Origin of the sequence: Streptacidiphilus pinicola (genome assembly GCF_003258295.1) — a bacterium.
Classification (GTDB): Bacteria; Actinomycetota; Actinomycetes; order Streptomycetales; family Streptomycetaceae; genus Streptacidiphilus; species Streptacidiphilus pinicola.
The window spans coordinates 60040-78747 of record NZ_QKYN01000014.1 but is presented as its reverse complement, the minus strand read 5'-3'; the positions used below and the strand labels follow the sequence as shown (position 1 = coordinate 78747).

The window sequence follows — 18708 nt, the reverse complement described above, 5'->3', positions numbered from 1 at the left end:
CCCACGCCATCGACGGCGAGACCGCCGGGAAGCCCAGCGAGAGCCACAGGTGCTCCTGCAGTCTCTGGAAGCCGTAGAGGAAGAGCACGGATATGAAAGAAAAGGCCAGGACCGAGCGCAGGTATGCCGGCCAGGTCTGCTCCGCGTCGCCGTCGACGCCGATCAGCTTGTAGATGCCGCGCTCGGCACGCCAGTGCTTGCGCGTGGTGAGCACGTAGGCGATGTAGTCGCCCAGCGGCCGGTAGGACAGGGCCAGCAGCGCCACCAGGGCGAAGGCCTGCAGAAAGCCCGCAGCAGTAGCGTTCACTAGAACTTCTCCGGACGGATCAGAGCCGCGACGAGGTAGCCGACCAGGAGGACCGACACGATCAACCCGACGATGTTGTCAGCGCTCACAGCCGCTCCACCCCCTTGACGATCAGGGCGATGACCGCGAACACCACGACCGTCACCCCCACAAAGAAAATGTCCTGCACGGGAATCGCACCCCAGAGAACGAGAGCTCCGACCCGACCCGAGAGACGTCCCGGTGGGTGCCGCCGACGGCAGCACGGAAAGGAAAGCGCATGTGAGGGAGGGTCCCGGGCAACCTTGACGCCACGTATGCGCCCCCTGCGGGAACCTGAACACTGCCTTAGCGGGGTCGAGACCGGTCCGAGACCTCCGAGATCCGAACGAGACCGGCGAACGGAACCCCTGCGACGCCCGCGCCGTTCACGGGAGTCGGCTCACGTGGTTGCCAGTACCGCGAGCGCCGCCAGTACGGCGGTCACGCCCAGTGCGACGAAGGCGCGCTCACGCCCCCGGCCCTCATGGCCTTCGACCAGGATCTCGCGGGGATCGGCGGGGTCGTACCGCAGCCAGACCTCCTGCCCCTCCGGCAGGCCCGCAGGGCCGTAGACCTCCATGACCAGCTCGCGGTCGTCCTCGGTGGTGAACTGCAGCAGCGGACGGGTCGCTCCCGGACGCGTGCGGACGAGGGCGCGGACCCTGTGCCCGTCACGTCTGATCCGTCGTGCCTCGACCAGCCCGGAGACGCCCGCGAGGTACGCCGCCAGGCCGCCGATGCCGAGGAACACAGCCGTCACGATCCCGCCGGTGCCGCCCATCGCTCCCTCTCTGCCGAGCCTGCCGCGGAGCACCGATCCGTCCTCCGGCGTCCCCCCTCTGCCCAGTCTGCGCCGGTGTCGAACATCGGATGACGCGCCGGGTCAGGGCGGCGTCAAGGACCGGAGTCCACGCATACGGAACGCGTCAATGACCCTGGCTCCGCGAAGGGCACCGGCATTGACTGAAAGTCTGGCCTCCGGACGGACAGACGGCCGATCGCGCCGCAGTGAGAAAGAAGCGTGTGCCATGGTCCAGACGTCGACAGCTCAGAACTCGACGACGCAGACCCCGCGTGTCGTCGTCGGCGTGCGCGACCGTGTCGGCGACTCGGCGCTGCTGCGCCGGGCGGCCGCCTCGGAAGCCGCGGCCGAAGGCTGCGCGGCAGCCGCGCTCACAGCGGTCGCCGCCTTCACCGCGCGCCTCCGGGCTCCGGCAGCGGCATGAAGTAGGGCTCGGTCGCGGCCTCCGACTCGACCGAGCCCTCCACCGCACCCACCTCTCCCCCCGGAGTCTTGGCCAACTCCAGCAGCACCCGGTGCCGCCGGAGCACATCCTCACGGTCGGCCGCCTCCGGCACGGAGGCTGCGCAGGAGGCCGCGATCAGCTCGGCCTGCCCGACCAGCAGGGCGCGGCGGTCCGGGTCCTCGGTGCGCTCCATTACCTTGATGAGCGCGTCCAACTGACGGATCATCACTGCCGGCATGCCGACGCCCGCCTGCCTGATCTTCTCGAAGGACCGCTGCACCAGCCGCTCGTAGGAGGCCTGGTCGGCGATCAGGCGGACGTACCCCTCGGCGTCTCGGTGGACCCGACGCGAATGCCAGCCGGGGCCGATCCGGCCCAGGCACTCCCCCAGCCAGTCGATGCAGGTCAGCGCGGTGAACGTGTCGTTGACGGCGGGCGACAGGGCACGTATCGCGATCTCGACGAGTTGGTCGATGCCGAAGGAGATGTCCTGGGTCAACGTCCGATAGGGGCCGGTGACTTGCCCGCGCTCCAGTCCCGCCGCCACCTTCGGAGCCGCCTCCGCCGGCCAGACCCGCGCCAAGGGGCTGCCCGCGACCAGGAAGTGACCGGGCCGGTAGAGCAAGTGGACCACGGCGTTCGCCTCGTGGGCGATCGCGATCAGCCGGTCGTGCCGCAGGTACTGCAGGTACCCGGAGGCGGGCGTGCGCACGGGCGCGGAGGTCGCGCACCTCTCGATCAGCTCGCGCGGCGACAGCCCGCGCTGCCGCCCGCCCACACCGGTTGCGTCCTCACGACCCTCGGTCTCGATGGCGCGGGCCAGCTCCGCGGCGATATCGGCGATGACGTGCGGGAGTTGGATCGCGCGGGCGATGTGGTGGATGAAGTAGATCAGCATCGCGAGGTCGGCGAGGGTCAGCGCCAGCGCGACCGTCACCGACAGGTGCGGCACGAAGTCCCCGTGCGGCCCGGGGCTCACCGCGACCAGAACCAGCACCGAGTAAAGGAACGTCGCCACGAAGGTGCCGAGCGTGAGCTGCGTGCCGCGGTCGCGGATGAAGTTGCGCAGCATCCGCGGGCCGAACTGCGTCGAGGCGAGGGTCAGCGCCACGATGGTGATCGAGAAGACCAGACCGGCGACGGTGATGATCGCCGCCGCGATGGTGCTCAGCACCTGTCTGGCGCCGTCCGCGCTCCCGCTCAACACCCAGGAGGGCAACCGCAGGTGGCCCTGGTACGCGGCCCAGTCGGCCTTGAGCGTCGCGCCGAACAACACCACGGCGACGGCCGCCTCGAGGGCGGGCACGACCCACAGGTTGGTGCGCAACCGCTCCCGGCGCCAGTCGTGGACACGGAACCCATGACGTGAGAACACCTGCGGCCACCTCGCACGTCGCGGCGCGACGGCTCTCGTCCGCCTCCTGAGCGGTGCCGCGCGCAGTGCCGACCAGACTTCCCGGCGCTCCTTGTCGCGAGCCTAGCGGCACGGACCGCACGTCGGGATCACGATCACGGAGAACCCGGCAACGCAGCAAGGGCACGCGGCCGTCCCCGACCACGTGCCCTTGCGCCTGCTCTCCCGCCAGGTGGCGGTCAGGGGCCTTGCCGACCTCGACCGTCACCGGAAAGCATCCCGGCTCTTCTGCTCCCCACGAGTTTTCGAGCCGGTCCCCCGGTCGAACAAGCTACCTGGGTCAGCGGGCGATCTCGGAAGACCCTGACGCTCCCTTGGCGCCGGGCCGGTGAACTCTGACATCTCCTTGATGCCGTCCGATCGTGCAGGTCAGAGCCGGGCTAAGAAAGTGCCAAGTTCTCGACCCTCCGCGTCAGGGGCTCGTCAGGGACCCCGCTGCACTCCCGCGCACCTCGGCAGAGTGTTCGTTCGCATCACCGGGGACGGCCCGGAACGGGGTGGGGTCGCGCGCGTCGCGGCTCGCGGAAGGAAATGTGCGCGGCGATGGCCACTGTCGGCGACGAGACCCTGACATCCAGCAGAGAGCGGATCACGCCCGTAGCAAGTGCTTCGAGGCGCCCGCGGTCTGCACGACTCCAGCGACTGCGGCCACGCACCGTGCCGTCACGCCTGCGCTGGTTCACCACCGGCTGCCTGCTGTTGACCACGGTCCTGGGAGCCGTCGGACTCACCACGGCTGTCGGGGCTCAGAGCGCCTGGTCCACCATCGGCGACCAGCAGGCGCCCCAGGTCGTGGACGCCGCCGGGCTGTACCAGGCACTCACCGACCTGGACGGGCAGAGCGCCAACCTGATCATGTTCGGCGCTGACGGATCGCTGGCCGGCCAGCGCACCGCGGCCCTGTCCGCGTACACAGCCGACCGCACCACCGCCGACCGGGACCTGCAACGGGCGACGCTGGACGCGGCCGGCAACGCGAACGTGCAGCACGCTCTCCAGGACGTGCTCGACGGCATGGGTCGCTACCAGGACCTGGACGGCCGCGCGCTGGCACTCAACGACGCGGCCCATCGCCCCGCCGGCCACCCCGACCCGTCCGCCGTGGCGGACTACCGGCAGGCCACCGACCTCATGCGCACCACGCTGCTCCCGGCCGCGGACCGGCTCGTGCAGGCGAACAACGACGCCTACAACCACACCTACGACACCGAGCGCTCCGTGCTCGGCACGGCCCTGTGGTGGACGGTCGCCCTCGGCGTCGCGCTCCTGGCCGCCCTGATCGGCCTGCAGATCTGGCTCGCCGGGCGCTTCCGGCGCCTGGTCAACCCGGCTCTCGCGGCGGCGACGCTGCTCGTGGTCGTGTTCACGGGCCTCGCGGGCAGCATGTGGGCGGACGAGCGCGAGCACCTGCGCTACGCCCGGCGCGACGCGTTCGACTCTGTCGTCGCACTCAGCCGTGCGCGCGCGGTCGCCTACGACGCGAACGCGGACGAAAGCCGATACCTGCTGGATCCAGGCCGCGCCGCCCAGTACCAGGACGCGTTCGAGACCGAGAGCCAGCAGATCCTCACGCTGTCGGGCGCCTCGATCAGCAGCTACGACACGGCGCTTGCGGCTGCGGTCACCGCGTACCGAGCCGACCACGCCGACGTGCGCTTCGGCGGCTTCTACGGCACCGAGTTCCACAACATCACCTTCACCGGCGAGCGGGCGGCGGCCGAGCAGACCCTGGCCGCCTACCAGGTCTACGAGCGCGACGACCGCACCATCCGCGCACTTGCGGACAGCGGCAAGCTCGACCAGGCCATCGCCTTCGGAACCAGCTACGCGCCCGGCGCGTCGAACGCGGCCTTCGCCGAACACGACTCCGCCCTGCAGAAGCTGATCGGCATCAACAGCTCCGCCTACGACCAGGGCGTCAAGGACGGCCGCGGAGAGCTCTCCTCCCGGATACCGTTGTTGATCGCCGCGATCGGCCTTGCCCTGTTGCTGTGCCTGGTCGGGGTGCGTCCGCGTCTGGCCGAGTTCCGGGGCTGAGCGGCCAGGCGATCGACCCGGCGCGCTAAGAGAACGTGAAGGTTCCCACGGCGGCCGCATGGGAGCCGTTAAGGGATGCGTAACGCCTGCCATCAGGCGGTTTGCTGGCCATGCCGCCTGACCGGCTTCCTCGGCGAGTCTCGGGTCGACGCCCTCGTGCTCGACCTCGCGCTCACCGGGCTCGGCCATCGGAGTGCACCCCCACAGAGGTCCGGCCGCGCAGGGCGCGCGGCCGGACCGTTGCGACACGTCCTGCCCCACACCGTGGGCCGGAGAACGGAGTTGAGGTCGTGGCGTCGCCGACACCGCAGTCCCCGGCCAGGAAAGGCGGCCGCTGCCGGGGCATCCTCAAGGTCTTCCTCGGCTCGGCCCCGGGCGTCGGAAAGACCTACAAGATGCTCGACGAGGCCCACCGCCGCGCCGAACGCGGCACGGACGTCGTCGTCGCCTTCGTCGAGACCCACGGCCGTCCGCGCACCGCGCAGATGCTCGAAGGCCTGGATGTACTGCCCCGGCTCGAACGCGAGTACCGCGGCGCCCGGTTCACCGAGCTCGACACGGACGCGGTCATCGCACGGCGACCCGAGGTCGCCGTCGTGGACGAGCTGCCGCACACCAACATCCCCGGCGGCCGTCACACCAAGCGCTGGCAGGACATCGATGACATCCTCGACGCCGGCATCGATGTGCTGACCACCGTCAACGTCCAGCACCTCGAATCGCTCAACGACGTCGTCCAGAAGATCACCGGCGTGCCGCAGCGGGAGACCGTCCCCGACGAGGTCGTCCGCCGCGCCGACCAGATCGAGCTGGTCGACATGGCCCCCGAGGGCTTGCGCCGTCGCATGGCGCACGGCAGCGTCTACGCCGCCGAGAAGGTCGACGCCGCGCTCTCCAACTACTTCCGCGTCGGCAACCTCACCGCCCTGCGCGAACTCGCCCTCCTCTGGCTCGCCGGCCGCGTCGACGAAGGACTGCGCCGCTACCGGGCCGAACACGACATCCGCAAGGTCTGGGAAACGCGCGAGACCGTCGTGGTCGCGCTCACCGGCGGCCCTGAGGGCGAGACCCTGATCCGCCGCGCGGCCCGCATCGCCGACCGCGCCGGCAGCGACTCGCTGCTGGCCGTGCACGTCGCCCGCAGCGACGGCCTCGCCGACGCCAACCCGGCCGCGCTGGCCGCCCAGCGGCAGTTGGTCGAGCAACTCGGTGGGACCTTCCACTCAGTGGTCGGCGACAACATCCCCGTCGCGCTGCTCGACTTCGCCCGCGCCTCCAACGCCACCCAGTTGGTGCTCGGCACCAGCCGCCGCAGTGCGCTGCGCCGCGCGCTCACCGCGGGCCGCGGCATCGGCGAGACGACGATCGAGCTCTCCGGCGACATCGACGTCCACATGGTCACGCACGAACAGTCCGGGCGCGCCCGGCTCCCGTTCGTCACGAAGACCAACCAAGCCACCCCCGAGGGACGGTCGAAGGCCCGGCGTTGGGCGGGCCTGGTCAGTGGGCTGCTCCTGCCACCGCTGCTCACCCTCGTGCTCACCCAGACCCGCGGCGCCGTCAACCTCACCAGCGACACCCTGCTCTTTCTGGCCCTCGTCGTCGGCATCTCACTGCTCGGCGGCATCGCCTCGGCGCTCGTCGCCTCCCTGGTCGCCTCCGTTCTGCTGAACTACTACTTCATCCCGCCGATCCACGAGTTCACCATCGCCCAGCCCAACAACGTGCTGGCGCTCGGGGTGTTCGCGATCGTCGCGATCGTGGTGGCCGGCATTGTCGACACCGCGAGGAAGCTCTCCCGCCGAGCGGCACGGGCCACGGCCGAGGCGGAGACGCTGTCCGCGCTCGCGGGCAGCGTCCTGCGCGGCGACCAGGCCATCCCCGCCCTGCTGGACCGGCTCCGGGAGACGTTCGGCATGGACAGCGTCGAGCTCGTCGACGGCGTCCCGCAGCCCGAGGCGGGCGTCGAGGTCATGCCATTGGGCAGCGACGCCGCGCTGGTCCTGCACGGGCGTCCGCTGCCCGCCTCGGACCGACGCGTGCTGGCCGCCTTCGCCGCGCACGTCCAGGTGGCCCTGGAGCGCACCCGGTTGGCCGAGGTCGCTGCGGAGGTCGAGCCGGTCAAGGCCGCGGACCGCCTGCGCACGGCGCTCCTCGCCGCCGTCAGCCACGACCTGCGCACCCCGCTCGCCGTCGCGCTCGCGTCCGTCTCCAGTCTGCGCAGCGACGACGTCGAGTTCACCGCCGAGGAGCAGGCCGACCTGCTGCTCACCGCCGAGGAATCGCTCGGCCGGCTCTCCTCGCTGGTGGAGAACCTGCTCGACATGAGCCGCCTCCAGGCCGGCGCCCTCACTCTCGACCTCGGCCCCACCGCTCTCGAGGACGTCTGGTCTGGTGCGCTGGGCTCGCTGGCCGCTCCGCCGGAGCCGGTGGAGGTGCACGGCCTCGACCAGGTCCCGCCCGTGCTGGCCGACGGGCCGCTGCTGGAGCGCGTCGTCGCGAACCTGGTCTCCAACGCGATGCGCCACGCCCCCGGCTCGCCCCTGCTGGTCTCCGCCAGCGCGCTGGGGGACCTGGTGCAGATCCGCGTCGTCGACCGCGGCCCCGGCCTGCCCGAGGATGCCAGGGAACGGGTCTTCCAGCCCTTCCAACGGCTCGGCGACACCGACAACATCAACGGCGTCGGTCTCGGCCTCGCCTTGGCCCGCGGCCTTACCGAAGCGATGGGCGGCACCCTCACCCCCGAGGACACGCCGGGCGGCGGCCTGACGATGGTCCTCACCCTCCCGGCCCACCTCCTCGACGATGAGGAGGAACTGCCCGTCCCGAACGGCCTGGACCAGGCCTCCCTCTCCGAGGAGATGCACTGACGTGACCCAGATCCTGGTCGTCGACGACGAGCCCCAGATGCTCCGGGCCCTGAAGATCAACCTCCAGGCCCGCAAGTACACCGTCACCACGGCGGCCGACGGCGCCGAGGCGATCCGCGAAGCCGCCCGCTCCACGCCTGACGCGATCCTCCTGGACCTCGGGCTCCCGGACATGGACGGGGTCAAGGTGATCCAGACGGTGCGGACCTGGTCCAGCGTCCCGGTCATCGTGCTGTCCGGCCGCGCGGACGCGACGGAGAAGGTCGCCGCGCTCGACGCGGGCGCGGACGACTACGTGACCAAGCCGTTCGCCATGAACGAGCTGCTCGCACGCCTTCGCGCCGCCCTGCGGCGCCCGACCGCAGAGGGCTCCGTCGGCGGCGTCAGCGGCGTGATCGGCCCCTGGACCGTCGACCTCGTCAGCCACACCATTCACCGCACCGACGATGAAGGGGCCGAGCCGCCGACGGTGCGGCTCACGCCGACGGAGTGGAAGATCCTCGCCGTCCTGCTGCAGCACCCCGGACGCCTGGTGACCGCCGGTCACCTGCTGAACAGCGTCTGGGGACCGGGGCACGAGAGCAACACCAACTACCTTCGGGTCTACTTCACCGGGCTGCGCCGCAAGCTCGAAACCGACCCCTCACGCCCGCGGCACCTGATCACCGAGCCGGGCATGGGCTACCGGTACCAGCCCTGAGCCGCTAAGCCGAGATCAAGAAACGCATCCCGGACATATCTCCGGCGTCAGGGCTCCGTGCGAGCCCTTGTCGTCAGGGCATCCGCCCCGCTGGAATGGTGCGCATGGACCTCCTCTGCAGCCTCGTCCGCGCGGTCACCGCGCCGGGCTGCTCCGCCGTGGCCTTGGCTCGGCTCGAGGACCGTCCGCCTCATCGCGCGCGCTGACGCTGCACGGCAGCGCCCTCGCGCCCCCAGATCCACGCCCGCTGACGCCTGCGTGGATTCAACCCCATCCTTTCCGAATGGATCGACGTGTCCACTGACACCTTCGCCTTCGCCGGCCGCACCGCGCTCGTCACCGGCGCCACCAACGGACTCGGCCTGCAGACCGCCCTGCGCCTCGCCCGAGGCGGCGCCCGCGTCATCGTGCACGGGCAGACCGCGCAGAACACCGACACTGCCGTCGCCGCCCTCACCGAGCTCGGCGCGCCGGGCGGGCGCCTCGAACAGGCCGTCGCCGACTTCCGCCACCTGGACCAGGTGCGGACACTCGCCGAGCAGCTGACGGAGCACCACGAGCGGCTCGACCTGCTGGTGCTGAACGCCGGCATCGCCGCCCCGGAGCGGCGCACCCTGACCGAGGAGGGCAACGAGCTGAGCTTCCAGGTCAACTACCTGGCTCCCTACCTGCTCACCCGCCTCCTGGAGCGCCCCCTCGCGCGCGGCACCGACACCCGCGTCGTCGCGCTGGGTTCGTCCCTGCACCGCACCGCCAACATCGACTGGACCGACCTGACCCGCGCCAAGCGGTACTCCCGGATCGCCGCCTACGGGCAGTCCAAGCTGGCGCTCACCACCTTCATCAGCTCTCTCGCCCCGTACCTTCCGGCCGGACACACCGCCGTGACCGTGCACCCGGGCGTGGCCGAGACCGCGACCCGCCCGCTCTACGGCACGGTCGGCCACCCGTCCGGCGAGGTCGCCGAGACCGTCGTGCGGCTGTGCGAGCCGGGGTTCGAGGTCGTCAACGGCGGCTACTACGAGGGCCTGGAGATCGCCCCGACCGGGCAGCAGGTGAGCGAGAAGCGCTCGGTCGACCGCCTGCTCAAGCTCAGCGAGAAGCTGACGGCCGCGCCCGAGCCCGCCGTCTCCGCCGTCTGAAGGTGCACCACACCGCCTTCCAGCAACCACCGACGATCACAAGGAACCCCGAAGAGATGTCCAAGCGCGCCCGCAAGAAGCACGACCGCCGCAAGAAGGCAGGCAACCACGGCAAGCGTGCCGGTTCCTGACGGAGCCTGTGCAGCTGTGACGGTCCGGGATGGGCCCCAAAGGGCGAATCCCGGACCGTCACCGTTTGCGGTCCGGCACGGCCGGTGACGGATGCGGTTCTGATCCGGGCACCGGTACCCCGGACCGAGTCGAAGTGCGGGGCTGTGGACATGGCCGACGTGATCTTCGTTGCCGTCACCGTGGGCGTGTTCGGCGCGCTCGCACTCATCGCCCGAGGGGTGCTGAAGCTGTGAACGCCGACAACATCGTGGGTCTGATCGCGGCCGTGGCGCTGGTCGGCTACCTGATCGCCGCCCTGATCATGCCGGAACGCTTCTGATGAACCCGACCCTGGCCGGGTTCCTCCAGGCGCTGTTGCTGGTCGCGGCCCTGGCCGCGTCCTACCGCCCGCTCGGCGACTACATCGCCCGCATCCTCACCGGCCCCCGGCACCTGCGTGTCGAGCGGCCCCTCTACAAGCTCATCGGCGTGGACCCGGCTGCCGACCAGACCTGGTACGCCTACCTGCGCAGCGTGCTCGCCTTCTCGGCGATCTCGGTGCTCTTTCTCTACCTCTTCCAGCGGATCCAGAACCACCTGTGGCTCTCCCTCGGCTTCCCGGCCGTTCCGGCGCCGACCGCCTGGAACACCGCGGCCTCCTTCGTCACGAACACCAACTGGCAGTCGTACTCCGGTGAGCAGACGATGGGCCACCTGGTGCAGATGGCGGGCCTGGCGGTGCAGAACTTCCTGTCTGCTGCTGTGGGCATCGCGGTCGTCGCGACGCTGATCCGCGGGTTCACCCGCACCGAGACCGACCGGGTCGGCAACTTCTGGGTCGACCTCACCCGGCTCCTCGTCCGGCTGCTGCTGCCCGTCTCGCTGGTCTTCGCCGTCGTCCTGGTCGCCTCAGGCGTCGTGGAGAACCTGCACGCCGCGCAGACGATCCACACCATTGCAGGCGGCACGCAGTCGCTGCCGGGCGGTCCGGTGGCCTCGCAGGAGGTCATCAAAGAGCTCGGCACCAACGGCGGCGGCTTCTACAACGCCAACTCGGCCCATCCCTTCGAGAACCCCACTGCCTGGACCAACTGGCTGGAGATCTACCTTCTCCTCGTCATCTCGTTCGCGCTGCCGCGCACCTTCGGCCGCATGGTCGGCGACAACCGCCAGGGCTACGCCATCGTCTCGGTGATGACCCTCTACTGGGTGGTCTCCGCGAGCCTGATGACGTTCTTCGAGTGGCAGCACCACGGCACCGCGCTCCAGGCGGCGGGCGGGGCGATGGAAGGCAAGGAGGTCCGCCTCGGCATCGCCGCGAGCTCCCTCTTCGCCAGCTCCACCACGCTGACCTCGACCGGCGCCGTCAACGCGGCCCACGACTCGCTCACGCCGCTCGGCGGCGGCATCGCCGTCTTCGACATGATGCTCGGTGAGATCGCCCCGGGCGGCACCGGGTCCGGCCTCTACGGCATCCTGGTCCTGGCGATCGTCACGGTCTTCGTGGCGGGCCTGATGGTCGGCCGCACGCCCGAGTACCTGGGCAAGAAGCTCAGCGCGCGGGAGATGAAGTTCGCCTCCCTCTACATCCTCACTACCCCGGCCATCGTGCTGATCGGCACGGGCGTGGCGATGTCCTTCAAGGCCGAACGCGCGGCGATGCTGAACAGCGGCGCACACGGCTTCACCGAAGTCCTCTACGCCTTCACCTCCGCCGCCAACAACAACGGCTCCGCTTTCGCCGGACTGACCGTCACCAGCGACTGGTGGAACACCACGCTCGGCCTGGTGATGCTCTTCGGCCGGTTCCTGCCGATGGTGTTCGTGCTGGCCCTGGCCGGTTCGCTGGCCCGGCAGAAGCCCATCCCGAGCACGGCCGGCACGCTCCACACCCACGACCCGCTCTTCGTCGGGATGCTGTCCGGCGTTGTTCTGATCGTCGTCGGGCTCACCTACTTCCCGGCCCTGGCCCTCGGACCGCTTGCGGAAGGCCTGCACAAATGAGCGCCACCACCCCCGACCAGGCGCCCGACCACGAGGCCCACCGCGTCTCCGGCGGGCTGATGGACCCCAAGCAGCTCCTGGAATCCCTCCCGGACGCCCTGCGCAAGGTCGACCCGCGGGTGATGGTGCGCAACCCGGTCATGTTCGTCGTGGAGATCGGCTCGCTGCTCACCACCTACGCGGCGATCCGGCACAGCAGCGTCTTCGCCTGGGTGATCACCGCGTGGCTCTGGCTGACCGTCGTCTTCGCCAACCTGGCCGAGGCCGTGGCCGAGGGCCGAGGCAAGGCGCAGGCCGACACGCTGCGCAAGACCCGCACCGACACCATGGCCCGCCGTGTTGTCGGCTCCTGGGCACCCGGCGCGGCCGACGTGCCGGAAGAAGAGGTCGCTGCGACGGAGCTTCACCTCGGCGACTTCGTGGTCGTCGAGGCCGGTCAGATCATCCCCGGTGACGGCGACGTCGTCGAGGGCGTCGCCTCGGTGGACGAGTCGGCGATCACCGGTGAGTCCGCGCCCGTCATCCGCGAGTCCGGTGGTGACCGCTCTGCTGTCACGGGCGGCACCAAGGTCCTGTCGGACCGCATCGTCGTGAAGATCACCTCCGAGCCGGGCAAGACCTTCATCGACCGCATGATCGCCCTCGTCGAGGGCGCCGCGCGACAGAAGACGCCGAACGAGATCGCACTCAACATCCTCCTGGCGTCCCTGACGATCGTCTTCCTGCTCGCCGTTGTGACCCTGCAGCCCATGGCCGCCTACGCGGGCGCCGAGCAGACCATCGTGGTCCTCGTCGCGCTGCTCGTCGCACTGATCCCGACCACCATCGGCGCGCTGCTCTCCGCGATCGGCATCGCGGGCATGGACCGCCTGGTCCAGCGCAACGTACTGGCGATGTCCGGCCGCGCCGTCGAGGCCGCGGGCGACGTCTCCACCCTGCTGCTCGACAAGACCGGCACCATCACCTTCGGCAACCGCCAGGCCGCCGAGTTCCTGCCGGTCGGGAACGTCGACGTGAACAGGCTCGCGGACGCCGCCCAGCTCTCCTCGCTCGCGGACGAGACGCCCGAGGGGCGCTCCATCGTGGTCCTGGCCAAGGAGAAGTACGGCCTGCGCGCCCGCCACCAGGGCGAGCTGGAGCACGCCACCTGGATCGAGTTCACCGCCCAGACCCGCATGTCCGGCGTCGACCTCGCCGAACCCGCCGGGGTGCACGCCACCCGCAAGGGCGCCGCAGGCTCCGTCGCCACCTGGGTCCGCGACCACGGCGGCCAGGCCGACACGGCGCTGGACGAGGTCGTGGACCGGATCTCCAACCTCGGCGGCACGCCGCTCGTCGTCGCCGAGAAGCCCGGCGCGGAACCCGCCCGCGTCCTCGGGGTCATCTACCTCAAGGACGTCGTCAAGCACGGCATCAAGGAGCGCTTCGACGACCTGCGGGCGATGGGCATCAAGACGGTCATGATCACGGGTGACAACCCGCTGACGGCCGCCGCGATCGCCGACGAGGCCGGCGTCGACGACTACCTCGCCGAGGCCACTCCCGAGGACAAGATGGCGATGATCCGCCAGGAGCAGGCGGGCGGCAAGCTCGTCGCGATGACCGGCGACGGCACCAACGACGCCCCTGCACTCGCGCAGGCGGACGTGGGCGTGGCCATGAACACCGGGACCTCGGCCGCCAAGGAGGCCGGGAACATGGTGGACCTGGACTCCAACCCGACCAAGCTCATCGAGATCGTCGAGATCGGCAAGCAGCTCCTCATCACCCGAGGCGCACTGACCACCTTCTCCATCGCCAACGACGTCGCGAAGTACTTCGCGATCATCCCGGCCATGTTCGCCAGCGTCTATCCGGGCCTGAGCCACCTGAACATCATGGGCCTGCACTCCCCCAAGTCCGCGATCACCTCGGCGATCATCTTCAACGCCCTGATCATCATCGGCCTGATCCCGCTCGCCCTGCGCGGCGTGCGCTACAAGCCGTCCTCGGCTTCCTCGCTGCTGCGCCGCAACCTCGGCGTCTACGGCGTGGGCGGGCTCATCCTGCCCTTCGTCGGCATCAAGATCATCGACCTCATCGTCCAGTTCATCCCCGGACTCCACTGAAAGGAGCAGGTCATGGCGAAACCTCTCCCCCCACTGGTCCGGCTGCACCTGACGGGGCTGCGCCTGCTGCTGGTCTTCACGGTGATCTGCGGCATCGCCTACCCCCTGCTGATCACCGGCATCGGCGAACTGATCTTCCCCGGCCAGGCCAACGGCTCACAGGTCAGACTGAACGGCCGGGTCGTCGGCTCAAGCCTGCTCGGGCAGAACTTCACGCTGCGCCGGATCGATCCCAAGGCCCCGTCCGTCCCCGACCCGCGCTGGTTCCAGCCGCGCCCCTCCGCCGCCGGCGCGGACGGCTACGACCCCACCGCCTCGGGCGCCTCCAACCTCGGCCCGAACGACACCGGGCTGACGAAGACCGTCCAGGCACGCCGCCTCGCCATCGCGCTGTTCGACGGCGTCAGGCCTTCCTCCGTGCCTCCGGACGCCGTCACCGGCAGCGGGTCGGGCCTCGACCCGGACATCTCGCCTGCTTACGCTTATGAGCAGGTCAACCGCGTCGCGCACAGCCGTCGGCTGCCGGTTGCAACGGTCCGCGCCCTCGTCGCCGACCACGTCGACGGACGTGTCCTCGGCTTCCTCGGACAGCAGCGTGTGAACGTGGTCGCCCTCAACCTGGCCCTCGCCCGCCTCGGCTGACGGACCGTTCCCGAACCGGGCAGCAGACGGGAGACCGCCGTGACCGAGCCCCGCGCCCACGTCCGGTCCGTGCCGGGCCGTCTCAAGGTCTACCTCGGCGCGGCGCCCGGAGTCGGCAAGACCTTCCGGATGCTCGACGAGGCCCACCGCCGCGCCGCACGCGGCACGGCCGTGGTCGTCGGTCTGGTCGAGTCCCACGGCCGCGCCCGCACGGAGGAGCGGCTGACCGGCCTGGAGGCCGTGCCGCGCCTCGAACGCGAGTACCGGGGCTCGCACTTCACCGAAATGGACACCGACGCAATCCTCGCCCGCCGACCCGAGGTCGCCGTCATCGACGAGCTCGCGCACACCAACATCCCCGGCGGCAGACACGCCAAGCGCTGGCAGGACGTCGAGGAGCTGCTCGCGGCCGGCATCGACGTGCTCACCACGGTCAACGTGCAGCACCTGGAGTCACTCAACGACGTCGTCCAGAAGATCACCGGCGTGCCTCAGCGCGAGACCGTCCCCGACGAGGTCGTGCGCCGAGCCGACCAGATCGAGCTCGTCGACATGCCCCCGGAGGGCCTGCGCCGCCGCATGGTCCACGGCAACGTCTACGGGCCGGAGAAGGTCGACGCCGCGCTGTCGAACTACTTCCGCGTCGGCAACCTGACCGCGCTGCGGGAACTCGCACTGCTCTGGGTCGCCGGCCGCGTCGACGAGGGCCTGCAGCGCTACCGCGCCGAGCACGGCATCGGCGGCGTGTGGGAGACCAAGGAACGCGTCGTCGTCGCGCTCACGGGCGGACCCGAGGGTGAGACGCTGATCCGCCGTGCCGCCCGCATCGCCGCGCGCTCGGCGGGCGGGGAACTGCTCGCCGTCCACGTCGCGCGTACGGACGGGCTGACGGAGGCTTCCCCGGCTGCGCTCGCCGCGCAACGGCAACTGGTGGAGAGCATCGGCGGCAGCTACCACTTCGTCGTCGGCGACCACATCCCCACCGCCCTGTTGGACTTCGCCCGCGCGGAGAACGCCACGCAGCTGGTGCTCGGCACCAGCCGCCGGGGACGGCTCAGTCGCACCCTCACCGGGACGGGGATCGGTGAGACGACAGTCGCCCTGTCCGGCGACATCGACGTCCACATGGTCACCCACGAGGCGGCCGGACGCGGCCGTGACGCGGCCCGCCTGCTGTCCTCCCGTCGAAGAGCACGCCGACTCGCCGCTCCCGTCGCGGCGGTGGCCGGTCCGGTGCTGATGACGCTGCTGCTCACCCAGGCCCGGCACAGCCTCAACCTGACCAGCGACACCCTGCTCTTCCTCGCGGTCGTGGTCGGCGTCTCGCTGCTCGGCGGCATCCTCTCCGCGCTGCTGGCCTCGGTCGCCGCCTCGCTACTGCTCAACTACTACTTCATCCCGCCGATCCACCGCTTCACCGTCGCCGAGCCGAACAACGTGCTGGCGCTGATCGCCTTCGTCGCGGTCGCGCTGGTGGTGGCCATGGTCGTCGACCGCGCGACGCTCCTGGCCCAACGGGCGGCCCGGGCGACCGCCGAGGCCGAGACACTCTCGGTGCTCACCCACGACGTCCTCGGCGGCGAGGAGACCATCCCGGCGCTGCTGACCCGGCTGCGTGAGACTTTCGGCATGGACCGCGTCGCCCTGATCACCCGCGACCAGTCCGGCGCCGAGACCGTCCTGGCCACGGACACGCTGACCGGCACATCCGCCGGCTCCGCCCGTCACGGCGCGACCGACGAGGAGGTGGCCGTCACCGACGACACCGCGCTCGTCCTTCGTGGCCGCCCGCTGCCCGCCGCCGACCGGCGGGTCCTCACCGCCTTCGCCGCCCACGTCCGCGCCGCGCTCGACCGCGACCGCCTTGCCCACGCCGCCGCCGAGGCCGTCCCCGCCCAGGAGAGCCACCGCACCCGCGCAGCGCTTCTCGCAGCCGTCAGCCACGACCTGCGCGACCCCCTCGCCGCGGCGCTCACCGCCGTCGGCGCCCTGCGCAGTGAGGACGAGGACCCGCTCTCCGCCCGGCAGGCTCAGCTGCTCGACATCGCCGAGGATTCGCTCGAACGACTCGCCCAACTCGCCGAGGACCTCCACGACCTGAGCCGCCTGCACGCCGGCACCCTGGTCCCGCGTCCGGATCGTGTCGAGCCGTCCGCGACCTTTGCCGCGGTGCGCGAGGAGCTGCCCGGACCGGTACTGCTGCGCCAGCGCAGCCTCGACGACATCCCTCCCGTCGAGGCCGACCCCGCCCTGCTCGAACGCGTCCTAGCCAACCTCGTCGCCGACGCCATCGACCACTGCCCCGACGGCTCGGACGTCGTCGTCTCCGGCAGCACCCTCGGCGAGCGCGTCGAACTCCGCGTGGTCGACCACGGCCCCAGCCTCCGCGAGGGCGAGGCGGGCCGCCTGTTCGAACCCACCGTGCCCTCCTTCGAGGGCCGCTCCCGCGCGGGCACCACCCTGCACCTCGCCCTCGCACACGGCTTCGCCGAATGCATGGGGGCCACCCTCACGCCGGAGGACACCCCGGGCGGTGGCTTGACGATGGTCCTCGACCTGCCCGCATGGGAGGGCTGATTTCCGTGCTCGATACGGCACTTGGCTCAGGCGACAAGGACCGTACGGACCGTGGCCAGTCAGCGGCGAGGATGCCGCTGAGGCTCACAGCGGGGCGGCCAAGCATCGCTGTCAGCGCCTTCGAGGCTGATGCACGCACCGCAGGCTAGATGTCCCGCCACCTGCAGCGATACTGCGTTTCTCCCGGGCCGAACCTAGCCCAGCGCGGGGACGCTGCAGCAACCACCGGTTGTGTCGGTGGTGTCGTCCGGCTCGGCGGCCAGTCCGCCCCCGCTGCAGACGCCGGTCTCGGGGAGGGTGAGTTCGACGCGGGCGGCGGCCTCGTGGTCGCCGGCGAGGGCGGCGGCGATGGAGCGGACCTGTTCGAAGCCGGTCAGTGCGAGGAACGTCGGGGCGCGACCGTAGGACTTCATCCCGGCCAGGTACACGCCCTCCTCCGGGTGCGCGAGTTCGAGCGCACCGTGGGGGTAGACGGTGCCGCAGGAGTGCTGGTTGGGGTCGATCAGCGGGGCGAGCTTGATCGGGGCCTGCAACCGCTCGTCCAGGCCGAGGCGCAGCTCGGACAGGAAGGAGAGGTCGGGGCGCATGCCGGTGAGCGCGATGATCTGGTCGACGGGCGGGGTGCGGGTGCCGTCCTCGCCAACGAGCACCAGTCGGTCGCTCTCCGCGGGTTCGATGGCGGCGGTGCGGAATCCGGTGAGCGCGCTGGCATGGCCGGCGTCGACGGCGGCCTTGGCCTTCTGGCCGAGCGCGCCGCGCTCCGGGAGTTGGTCGGCGTCTCCCCCGCCGTAGGTGTTGCCGGTGATGCCGCGGCGCAGGATCCACACCGCGCGGGTGCCGGGCTCCTGCCCGGCCAGGTCGGCGAGTGCCGCAAGGGCGGTGAAGGCGGAGGCTCCGGTGCCGACAACGGCCGTGGTCTTGCCTGCGAAGCGGGCGCGGACCTGGGGCTCCGTCAGGTCCGGGACCCGGTAGCTGATCCGGTCGGCGTGGGTGTCCTCGCCGAGCGCGGGCAGGCCGTCGGCGCCGAGCGGATTGGGAGTGCTGTAGGTACCGGAGGCGTCGATGACCGCGCGCGCCTGGAGTCGCTCCTGGCGGCCGTCGGCGGAGCGGAGGTGGACGGTGAAGGGCTGGGTCTCGCGATCGGTGTCGACGACGCGGTCTCGTCCGGCTCGGGCGGTGCCGGTCACGGTGGTGTTGTAGCGGACGCGGTCGGCGAGGGCGGCGGCGAGGGGCTGCAGGTAGAGCTCGGCCCATTCGGCGCCAGTGGGGTAGCGGCCGGGGTCGGGGTGGGTCCAGCCAGTGGGCTCCAGCAGACGGGCGGCGGCCGGGTCGACCAGTTCGGACCAGGCGGAGAACAGGCGCACATGGCCCCAGGAGCGCACGGCGGTTCCCGCGCTCGGGCCGGCCTCCAGGACCAGGGGGTTCAAGCCGCGTTCGAGCAGGTGCGCGGCGGCGGCCAAGCCGACCGGACCCGCTCCGATCACGGCGACGGGAAGCTGCGCGGTGGTGCTCATGCTCATGGCTGTTG

Annotated in this window: 16 protein-coding genes; 11 read left to right on the top strand and 5 right to left on the bottom strand. The window is 70.9% G+C overall.

Going from position 1 to position 18708, the window contains the following annotated elements; genetic code table 11:
- The 3 genes from DN069_RS03650 to DN069_RS03640 all read right to left on the bottom strand — a co-directional run.
- Positions 1-307, bottom strand: a 307-nt coding sequence (locus DN069_RS03650; RefSeq protein WP_165845354.1) for a potassium-transporting ATPase subunit KdpA, incomplete at its 3' end; no start/stop codon positions are given.
- Entirely contained in the window at positions 307-396 is a 90-nt protein-coding gene (gene kdpF, locus DN069_RS03645; RefSeq protein ID WP_111499333.1) for a K(+)-transporting ATPase subunit F, read from the bottom strand. The genes DN069_RS03650 and kdpF (DN069_RS03645), both read right to left, overlap by 1 nt.
- A gap of 332 nt (positions 397-728) precedes the next feature.
- The gene (locus DN069_RS03640; protein ID WP_111499332.1) at positions 729-1109 is read right to left on the bottom strand and encodes a DUF3592 domain-containing protein; all 381 of its coding nucleotides are present in this window, start codon (positions 1107-1109) and stop codon (positions 729-731) included.
- 247 nt (positions 1110-1356) lie between these two features.
- Between DN069_RS03640 and DN069_RS03635 the strand changes: the two genes are divergently transcribed.
- Entirely contained in the window at positions 1357-1554 is a 198-nt protein-coding gene (locus DN069_RS03635) for a hypothetical protein (protein ID WP_111499331.1), read from the top strand.
- Here the strand turns inward: DN069_RS03635 and DN069_RS03630 are convergent.
- Positions 1520-2950, bottom strand: a complete 1431-nt coding sequence (locus tag DN069_RS03630) for a DUF2254 domain-containing protein (RefSeq protein WP_111499330.1) — start codon at positions 2948-2950, stop codon at positions 1520-1522. The genes DN069_RS03635 and DN069_RS03630 overlap by 35 nt on opposite strands.
- Before the next feature lie 696 nt (positions 2951-3646).
- On the opposite strand from DN069_RS03630, the gene DN069_RS03625 reads away from it, so the two are divergent.
- The 10 genes from DN069_RS03625 (at position 3647) to DN069_RS03585 (ending at position 17180) form a co-directional block, all read left to right on the top strand.
- The gene (locus DN069_RS03625) at positions 3647-5026 is read left to right on the top strand and encodes a hypothetical protein (protein ID WP_111499329.1); all 1380 of its coding nucleotides are present in this window, start codon (positions 3647-3649) and stop codon (positions 5024-5026) included.
- A 290-nt stretch (positions 5027-5316) separates the two neighbouring features.
- On the top strand, positions 5317-7896 hold the full coding sequence (locus DN069_RS03620) for an ATP-binding protein (RefSeq protein WP_243638874.1): 2580 nt from the start codon (positions 5317-5319) through the stop codon (positions 7894-7896).
- A 1-nt stretch (position 7897) separates the two neighbouring features.
- A complete protein-coding gene (locus DN069_RS03615) occupies positions 7898-8596 on the top strand; it encodes a response regulator (RefSeq protein WP_111499327.1) in 699 nt (232 codons plus the stop codon).
- Between the two features lie 293 nt (positions 8597-8889).
- Positions 8890-9738, top strand: coding sequence for an SDR family NAD(P)-dependent oxidoreductase (locus DN069_RS03610; RefSeq protein WP_111499326.1), 849 nt, complete (start codon positions 8890-8892; stop codon positions 9736-9738).
- A gap of 56 nt (positions 9739-9794) precedes the next feature.
- The gene (locus tag DN069_RS42765; RefSeq protein WP_370103260.1) at positions 9795-9869 is read left to right on the top strand and encodes a 50S ribosomal protein bL37; all 75 of its coding nucleotides are present in this window, start codon (positions 9795-9797) and stop codon (positions 9867-9869) included.
- Positions 9870-10099: 230 nt separating this feature from the next.
- Positions 10100-10189, top strand: a complete 90-nt coding sequence (kdpF, locus tag DN069_RS03605; RefSeq protein WP_111499325.1) for a K(+)-transporting ATPase subunit F — start codon at positions 10100-10102, stop codon at positions 10187-10189.
- The gene (gene kdpA / locus DN069_RS03600) at positions 10189-11853 is read left to right on the top strand and encodes a potassium-transporting ATPase subunit KdpA (RefSeq protein WP_111499324.1); all 1665 of its coding nucleotides are present in this window, start codon (positions 10189-10191) and stop codon (positions 11851-11853) included. Before kdpF (DN069_RS03605) ends, kdpA begins: the two co-directional genes overlap by 1 nt.
- Positions 11850-13961: a potassium-transporting ATPase subunit KdpB gene (gene kdpB / locus DN069_RS03595; RefSeq protein ID WP_111499323.1), complete on the top strand. Its 2112-nt coding sequence runs from the start codon at positions 11850-11852 to the stop codon at positions 13959-13961. The genes kdpA and kdpB overlap by 4 nt, the downstream gene beginning before the upstream one ends.
- A gap of 12 nt (positions 13962-13973) precedes the next feature.
- Positions 13974-14603, top strand: a complete 630-nt coding sequence (gene kdpC / locus DN069_RS03590) for a potassium-transporting ATPase subunit KdpC (RefSeq protein WP_111499322.1) — start codon at positions 13974-13976, stop codon at positions 14601-14603.
- A 39-nt stretch (positions 14604-14642) separates the two neighbouring features.
- Positions 14643-17180, top strand: coding sequence for a sensor histidine kinase (locus DN069_RS03585; RefSeq protein WP_243638873.1), 2538 nt, complete (start codon positions 14643-14645; stop codon positions 17178-17180).
- A gap of 194 nt (positions 17181-17374) precedes the next feature.
- Here the strand turns inward: DN069_RS03585 and DN069_RS03580 are convergent, their stop codons facing one another.
- Positions 17375-18700, bottom strand: a complete 1326-nt coding sequence (locus DN069_RS03580; RefSeq protein ID WP_111499321.1) for an FAD-dependent oxidoreductase — start codon at positions 18698-18700, stop codon at positions 17375-17377.
- Positions 18701-18708: the final 8 nt, after the last annotated feature.

Excerpts from the sequence above, each read along its gene's own strand:
- kdpC (WP_111499322.1), top strand. The coding sequence starts at position 13,974 with ATGGCGAAACCTCTCCCCCCACTGGTCCGGCTGCACCTGACGGGGCTG.
- kdpB (WP_111499323.1), top strand. The coding sequence starts at position 11,850 with ATGAGCGCCACCACCCCCGACCAGGCGCCCGACCACGAGGCCCACCGC.
- DN069_RS03640 (WP_111499332.1), bottom strand. The coding sequence starts at position 1,109 with ATGGGCGGCACCGGCGGGATCGTGACGGCTGTGTTCCTCGGCATCGGC.
- DN069_RS03580 (WP_111499321.1), bottom strand. The coding sequence starts at position 18,700 with ATGAGCATGAGCACCACCGCGCAGCTTCCCGTCGCCGTGATCGGAGCG.
- kdpA (WP_111499324.1), top strand. The coding sequence starts at position 10,189 with ATGAACCCGACCCTGGCCGGGTTCCTCCAGGCGCTGTTGCTGGTCGCG.
- DN069_RS03635 (WP_111499331.1), top strand. The coding sequence starts at position 1,357 with ATGGTCCAGACGTCGACAGCTCAGAACTCGACGACGCAGACCCCGCGT.